Raw genomic sequence first — 7,062 nt, 5'->3', positions numbered from 1 at the left:
GTAAAATCTGGAGCGTCCATCTCATTATCCCTGTAAAACGCGCCCTCAGCCCACATCCATGTGGGCTGCCCCGGCCTACAGGAAACGATTCGGCGATTTACAGCCGGACCAACACCCTCGCTGAAGTATCTTACTTATACAGATGATTCATCTTTGCTGAAAGTAATCTACGTGATTGCCTGATGCGACGCTTACGCGTCTTATCAGGCCTACAGCATATGTCATCTGGATGACTTACATCTTCTCCAGCAACTTCTTCACATCTTTGCCATTGCGGGAATCTTTATTCCGCTCGGCCCAGTCATTCAGGCGACGTTTGGCTTCGTCCTGTAGATGTTTGCGTAGCAGCTGGTCCACTTGCAGACTGTAATTAAGTTGCTGCCAGTTGCCATAAACCCGCAGCGGTACTGGCGTTTCTTTGAGGAAATCAATCAGTTTGCTTTCCCCGTTCCAGCCACCCACGACCCGAATATCAAACTGGGTGTCGCAGGTTTGATCTGCCAAATTCAACATGCCTTCCCCTGTCAGCGCCAGCACAGGCGATTGACCTTGCATGTCGTTTAACGTCACAACGCCATCCTTCAACGTCAAATCGGTGGTAAAGCGGTCAAGACGCGTCACGTTATCGAAGTTTTCAGCGGCCTTCACATCACCACCATTACGCTCTACCGCTTGCTGAATCATCTGCTGGAAGTTCATCCCTTCCATGCGTGTGTCCGTCATTTCGACATGCGCCTGTCCTTGCCAGTTGTGGCGGAATGCGTCGGCATCTATGTCAGCACCGGAGAAATCACCAGCCAGTGACATCTTTCCGGTCAACGAAATCGGATAGTTAAACGCCTTCAGAATGGTGCCAATCTCAACGTTTTCCAGCCGTGGCTGGAAGTTTATCCGCGGATTTGTTGATGTCGCGTCCAGCGTGCCCGGCAGTGAAACCTGTCCACCGTTAAGCTTGCCCTGCAGTTGAGTAATTTCCAGCAGACCCGACTTGTTGGTCATTTGCGTGGCAACATCTGTAAAATTCATTCCGCGCCAGCGCACGTTACTGGCCTGCAACAAAATATCAGCCGTAAAGCCTTGCAATCCCTGATAGGCCGGTTCATCAATACGCGAAGAAATGACCGGGCGCGGCAACGTGGATTGGCTCTGCCCCTGCTGCGCGGCACCGTTTTCACCGTTCGCTGTTTCTTTAAGCGGGATGAGGTTGTCAAGATTCAGTTGCGGGAATTGCAGTCTCAGCTGCCATTCCGGTTTCTCTGTCAGCGTGACCTGTGCTTGCCCGCTCAGCGTACTGTCATTGGCGGTCAAACTAATTTGGTTAAATGAAAGGCGTTTATGTGACTCCTGCCACTGGGCCTGGAAACTCCCCTGCCCCTGAATACCTTGTTTTGGTAAATCGGCACCCTGCAACTGCCAGTTAATTTGTTCAATAGCCGCCGTTAAATCATGCGGATAATCAGAAGCATCTACCGTACCGTTAAGGGATATCGTGAGATCGCGCTGATCGCGATTAACCCGCCCGGAGAACTCAAATGAACCACGATGTTGGGGATCTTGTTCCATTTGCAGGCGGATATTACGGATTGTCACCTGCTCGTCATCTTCATGCTGGAACACCAGCACGCTGTCCGCCACCTTAAGACTGGATATATCAAACGACCATCCGCGATCGTCTGACAGATCCGGCAAGGTATTGTCGCGCGGTGCAACCGGGGCATCTTCACTGCGCACCGCTTCCGTCTGCGGGGTCAGTTGGATCACAGCCCCTTTTAGCATCACCTGCTTAACGCTCAGTTGATGACTCAGCAGTGGTAAAAGCGCCACGTCCAGACGCATGTTGTCTGCGCGAACCAGTGGCTGGCTCGCGCCCTGGGCAGTGAGAGACATTCGCCCGGAGAGGATACTAAGTTGCGGCCAGACGTGCCAACGCAGTGGCCCGTCGAGCTGCAATTGATAACCGCTACGTGCAGCAACTTGCTTGACCATATAGTCGCGGAAATCATTCGGATTCACCAGCAACACTAACGCAGATAACCCGGCCACCAGCACGACCAGGAGTATCATCAGCGTCGTCAGAAATCGTCTCATGGTATCCTCAATGGGCCTGAATTAGTCTTTATCGATTCGGCTGGCTACCGCGCCCTGCTGGTTGCGATATTTCGCATCTTCACGGCGGTTGTAAGGTCGCGCCGCCGGGCCGGAAAGCGGCTCAAAGCTCAGCGCACCAATTAACATGCCCGGACGCAGCGCCAGCGGCAGCTTACCGGAGTTGTAGAACTCCAGCACAATGCAGCCAGACCAGCCCGGATCGATACGGTGCGCGGTGACGTGCACCATAAGCCCCAGACGCGCCAGTGAGGAACGACCGTCCAGCCATCCCACCAGATCGGCTGGCAGCGTCACCGACTCCAGCGTCACCGCCAGCGCCAGCTCTCCTGGGTGAAGATAAAACGCCTCGCTTTCATCGAGTACGATCTCATCGCTCATCACGCGGTCAAGCGCGGCGCTCACTTCATCTTTGGGACCGCTCAGATCGATAAACGCTGCCGTGTGACCACGGAAGGTACGAAATTTATTGCCCAGGCGCACATCCACCGTCGCGCCATTAATACGCTCCACCGGCGGACGTGGGTTGATCGACAAACGGCCTTCATCAAGCCAGGCTTCAATATCTCGGTCACACAGACGCATGGCATTTTCTCCTTTCGTGCATCACTCCCTTAACGCCAATTACGTCAAGGGCATACCAGGTTATCACTGAACGGTACACAATTTATCAAGCTTATTCAAAGAACTGACTTATTTTCGCTTTCAATATATCGATGGCGATGCGGTTTTTCCCGCCGCGCGGCACGATAATGTCCGCGTATTGTTTAGAAGGCTCAATGAATTGCAGAAACATCGGGCGCACAGTTTTTTGATATTGCGCCATCACGGAATCCATTGAACGCCCACGCTCGTTAACATCACGCTTGATGCGGCGCATCAGGCAGATATCCAGCGGGGTATCAACGAAAATTGAGAAGTTAAGTTCGTCACGCAAACGCGCATCCGTCAGCAGCAAAATGCCTTCGAGAATGATGACTTTCTTCGGCTCAACCGTCACCGTTTCTTTCATTCGCGTATGTTCAACATAGCTGTAAACCGGCAGGTCAATTGCCGAGCCGCGTTTCAATGCTTGTAAATGCTCAAGCAGCAGGCTGTGATCCATCGCGCTGGGATGGTCGTAGTTGGTCTTAACGCGTTCTTCCATCGACAGATGGCTTTGATCTTTGTAATAGCAGTCTTCGGGAATTACGCCGATGTGTTCATCACCGACTTGCTCACGTAATTCACGATAAAGGGTACTGGCAATAAGACTCTTGCCGGAAGCCGATGCGCCAGCGATACCGATAATGACGCACTGATGAGACTGATCAGTCATATATTTAGCGACCTGATTAACCTGGATGTTAGGAAGGGGGCGACGAAGCGCCAAACGCGGCAATTATAGGGATTTCATCCGCCTGATACCAGTCGAATAGCGTTGCCGCGCGCTCAGAGTAATTGTTGACGAATAATTCCCGGTGGCAAATTACGTTGTTCAGTTTTAATGCAAGGTAAAAAATGTTATACGTCGTTGCGCAAATTATCCGCCTTTACGTCACTTTATGAGCAATTCGCATATAAAATGTAAAACTTTTGTACTAGCATAAACACAGAAACGAATACTGGCGACCTGGTCTTGCGGATAAAGCGGTAATGAGCAAACAATCACAGCATGTATTAATTGCCCTGCCCCACCCGCTGCTTCACCTGGTCAGTTTAGGTTTAGTCTCGTTTATCTTCACCCTTTTCTCGCTTGAGCTTTCGCAGTTTGGCACCCAACTCGCCCCATTGTGGTTCCCGACATCCATCATGATGGTGGCGTTTTATCGCCATGCCGGGCGCATGTGGCCGGGAATAGCGCTGAGCTGCTCGCTGGGAAATATCGCCGCATCCATCCTGCTTTTTTCCACCAGCTCGCTGAACATGACCTGGACGACCATCAATATTGTTGAAGCCGTGGTCGGGGCAGTGCTACTGCGTAAATTGCTGCCGTGGTATAACCCATTGCAAAATCTGGCTGACTGGCTGCGTCTGGCATTCGGCAGCGCCATTGTTCCACCTCTGTTAGGGGGTGTTCTGGTTGTCCTGCTGACGCCCGGAGACGATCCTCTCAGGGCATTTTTGATATGGGTACTGTCAGAATCCATCGGCGCCCTGGCACTGGTGCCGCTGGGATTGTTATTTAAACCACACTATCTGCTGCGCCATCGCAACCCAAGGTTGCTTTTTGAGTCACTGCTCACGTTAGCCATCACACTGACGTTAAGCTGGCTTTCGATGCTGTATCTACCGTGGCCTTTTACTTTCATTATTGTGCTGTTGATGTGGAGCGCCGTGCGCCTGCCACGAATGGAAGCCTTTTTGATCTTCCTTACCACGGTGATGATGGTGTCACTGATGATGGCCGCTGATCCCTCCCTGCTTGCTACGCCGCGTACATACCTGATGAGCCATATGCCGTGGCTACCGTTTTTGCTGATCCTGCTGCCCGCCAACATCATGACGATGGTGATGTATGCCTTTCGTGCGGAACGCAAACACATTTCCGAAAGCGAAACCCGCTTTCGGAACGCGATGGAATATTCCGCCATCGGCATGGCATTAGTGGGCACCGAGGGGCAATGGCTGCAATCCAACAAAGCGCTCTGCCAGTTTCTCGGTTACAGTCAGGAAGAACTGCGCGGACTCACCTTTCAGCAACTGACCTGGCCGGAGGATCTCAATAAAGATCTGCAACAGGTTGAAAAGCTGATAAGCGGTGAAATAAACACCTATTCAATGGAAAAACGCTACTACAACCGCAATGGCGATGTTGTCTGGGCGTTGCTTGCCGTCTCACTAGTGCGCCACACCGATGGTACGCCGCTCTATTTTATCGCTCAGATTGAAGACATTAACGAGCTAAAACGCACCGAACAGGTGAACCAGCAACTGATGGAGCGCATCACGCTGGCTAACGAAGCGGGCGGGATTGGCATCTGGGAGTGGGAGCTAAAGCCGAATATTTTTAGCTGGGATAAGCGGATGTTCGAGCTGTATGAAATTCCTCCGCATATCAAACCGAACTGGCAGGTGTGGTACGAGTGTGTATTGCCGGAAGATCGCGCACACGCCGAAAAAGTGATTCGCGATTCGTTGCAATCACGCTCGCCCTTTAAACTGGAATTTCGCATTACCGTGAAAGACGGTATTCGCCATATCCGCGCCCTCGCCAACCGGGTACTGAATAAAGAAGGCGAAGTCGAACGCCTGCTCGGCATTAATATGGATATGACCGAAGTGAAACAGCTTAACGAGGCATTGTTTCAGGAAAAAGAGCGCCTGCACATTACGCTGGATTCCATCGGCGAAGCCGTGGTCTGTATTGATATGGCAATGAAAATTACCTTTATGAATCCGGTGGCGGAGAAGATGAGCGGCTGGACGCAGGAAGAAGCGTTAGGTGTTCCGCTCCTGACGGTGTTGCATATTACTTTTGGCGACAACGGGCCATTAATGGAGAACATTTACAGTGCCGACACCTCACGTTCTGCGATTGAACAAGATGTGGTGTTGCACTGCCGGAGCGGCGGCAGCTACGACGTGCATTACAGTATTACGCCGTTAAGTACTCTGGACGGCAGCAATATAGGCTCGGTTCTGGTGATTCAGGACGTCACCGAATCACGCAAAATGCTGCGCCAGCTGAGCTACAGCGCCTCCCATGATGCACTGACGCATCTCGCCAATCGCACCAGTTTTGAGAAGCAACTACGCATCCTGCTGCAAACGGTAAACAGTACACATCAGCGACATGCCCTGGTGTTTATCGATCTTGATCGCTTTAAAGCGGTGAATGACAGCGCCGGACACGCCGCTGGCGACGCTTTGTTGCGCGAACTGGCGTCATTGATGCTGAGTATGCTGCGCTCCAGCGACGTGCTGGCGCGACTCGGTGGCGATGAATTTGGTCTGCTGCTGCCAGATTGTAATGTCGAAAGTGCGCGTTTTATCGCTACACGCATTATCAGCGCCGTGAATGACTATCACTTTATATGGGAAGGACGTGTACATCGGGTAGGTGCCAGTGCCGGGATTACCTTGATTGATGACAACAATCATCAGGCGGTTGAAGTGATGTCGCAGGCTGACATCGCCTGTTATGCCTCCAAAAATGGTGGCCGCGGCCGGGTGACAGTTTACGAACCGCAGCAAGCTGACGCACATATCGAACGGGCGGCGATGTCGATTGATGAACAGTGGCGGATGATTAAAGAGAATCAGTTGATGATGATCGCCCACGGCGTCGCTTCGCCACGGATCCCGGAAGCGCGTAATTTGTGGTTGATATCACTAAAACTCTGGGGTTGCGAAGGCGAGATTTTTGATGAACAAACATTTCGTCGTAGCTTCGGTGATCCGGCGCTTAACCATGCTCTTGACCGCCGGGTACTCCATGAATTTTTCCAGCAGACCGCAAAAGCGATTGCCAGTAAAGGCTTAAGCATCGCCCTCCCCCTTTCTGTTGCCGGTTTGAGTAGCGCCGCGCTGGTGAATGAACTGCTTGAGCAACTGGAAAATAACCCTCTACCACCACGGTTATTACATCTGATTATTCCGGCAGAAGCGGTTTTCGATCGCGCAGAAAGCGTGCAAAAACTGCGGCTGGCGGGATGTCGGATAGTGCTCAGCCAGGTGGGTCGCGATCTGCAAATTTTCAACACGCTGAAAGCGAATATGGCAGATTACCTGCTACTTGACGGTGAGCTATGCGCCAGCGTGCAGGGTAATTTGATGGATGAGATGCTGATTACGATTATTCAGGGGCACGCTCAGCGACTCGGGGTGAAGACTATCGCCGGGCCAGTTGTTTTACCCTTAGTGATGGATACGCTTTCTGGCATCGGCGTCGATCTGATTTATGGCGATGTGATTGCCGATGCCCAACCGCTGGATTTGCTGGTGAATAGCAGTTATTTCGCGATTAACTGAGGG

The 7,062-nt window shown here is 52.0% G+C and carries 4 protein-coding genes; 1 reads left to right on the top strand and 3 read right to left on the bottom strand.

The window, feature by feature from the left end:
• Window positions 1–234: 234 nt before the first annotated feature.
• From asmA to udk, 3 genes are all read right to left on the bottom strand, one after another.
• Complete coding sequence (gene asmA / locus FQZ95_RS14695; protein WP_032184537.1) at window positions 235–2,088, bottom strand: outer membrane assembly protein AsmA; 1,854 nt, start codon at window positions 2,086–2,088, stop codon at window positions 235–237.
• A gap of 21 nt (window positions 2,089–2,109) precedes the next feature.
• The gene (gene dcd, locus FQZ95_RS14690; RefSeq protein WP_001234777.1) at window positions 2,110–2,691 is read right to left on the bottom strand and encodes a dCTP deaminase; all 582 of its coding nucleotides are present in this window, start codon (window positions 2,689–2,691) and stop codon (window positions 2,110–2,112) included.
• A 91-nt stretch (window positions 2,692–2,782) separates the two neighbouring features.
• Window positions 2,783–3,424 carry a uridine kinase gene (gene udk / locus FQZ95_RS14685; protein ID WP_001295424.1) on the bottom strand — a complete coding sequence of 214 codons (642 nt, stop codon included), beginning with the start codon at window positions 3,422–3,424 and terminating at the stop codon, window positions 2,783–2,785.
• Between the two features lie 317 nt (window positions 3,425–3,741).
• On the opposite strand from udk, the gene FQZ95_RS14680 reads away from it, so the two are divergent.
• Entirely contained in the window at window positions 3,742–7,059 is a 3,318-nt protein-coding gene (locus FQZ95_RS14680) for a diguanylate cyclase (RefSeq protein ID WP_160530363.1), read from the top strand.
• Window positions 7,060–7,062 lie beyond the last annotated feature (3 nt).

This window comes from Escherichia sp. HH41S, assembly GCF_009820115.1.
Lineage (GTDB): Bacteria > Pseudomonadota > Gammaproteobacteria > Enterobacterales > Enterobacteriaceae > Escherichia > Escherichia coli_F.
This window is presented reverse-complemented; position numbering and strand designations above follow the sequence as displayed.

What these genes read in the sequence shown, in the direction of transcription:
- asmA (WP_032184537.1), bottom strand. Translation starts at nt 2,088, where the DNA reads ATGAGACGATTTCTGACGACGCTGATGATACTCCTGGTCGTGCTGGTG.
- dcd (WP_001234777.1), bottom strand. Translation starts at nt 2,691, where the DNA reads ATGCGTCTGTGTGACCGAGATATTGAAGCCTGGCTTGATGAAGGCCGT.
- udk (WP_001295424.1), bottom strand. Translation starts at nt 3,424, where the DNA reads ATGACTGATCAGTCTCATCAGTGCGTCATTATCGGTATCGCTGGCGCA.
- FQZ95_RS14680 (WP_160530363.1), top strand. Translation starts at nt 3,742, where the DNA reads ATGAGCAAACAATCACAGCATGTATTAATTGCCCTGCCCCACCCGCTG.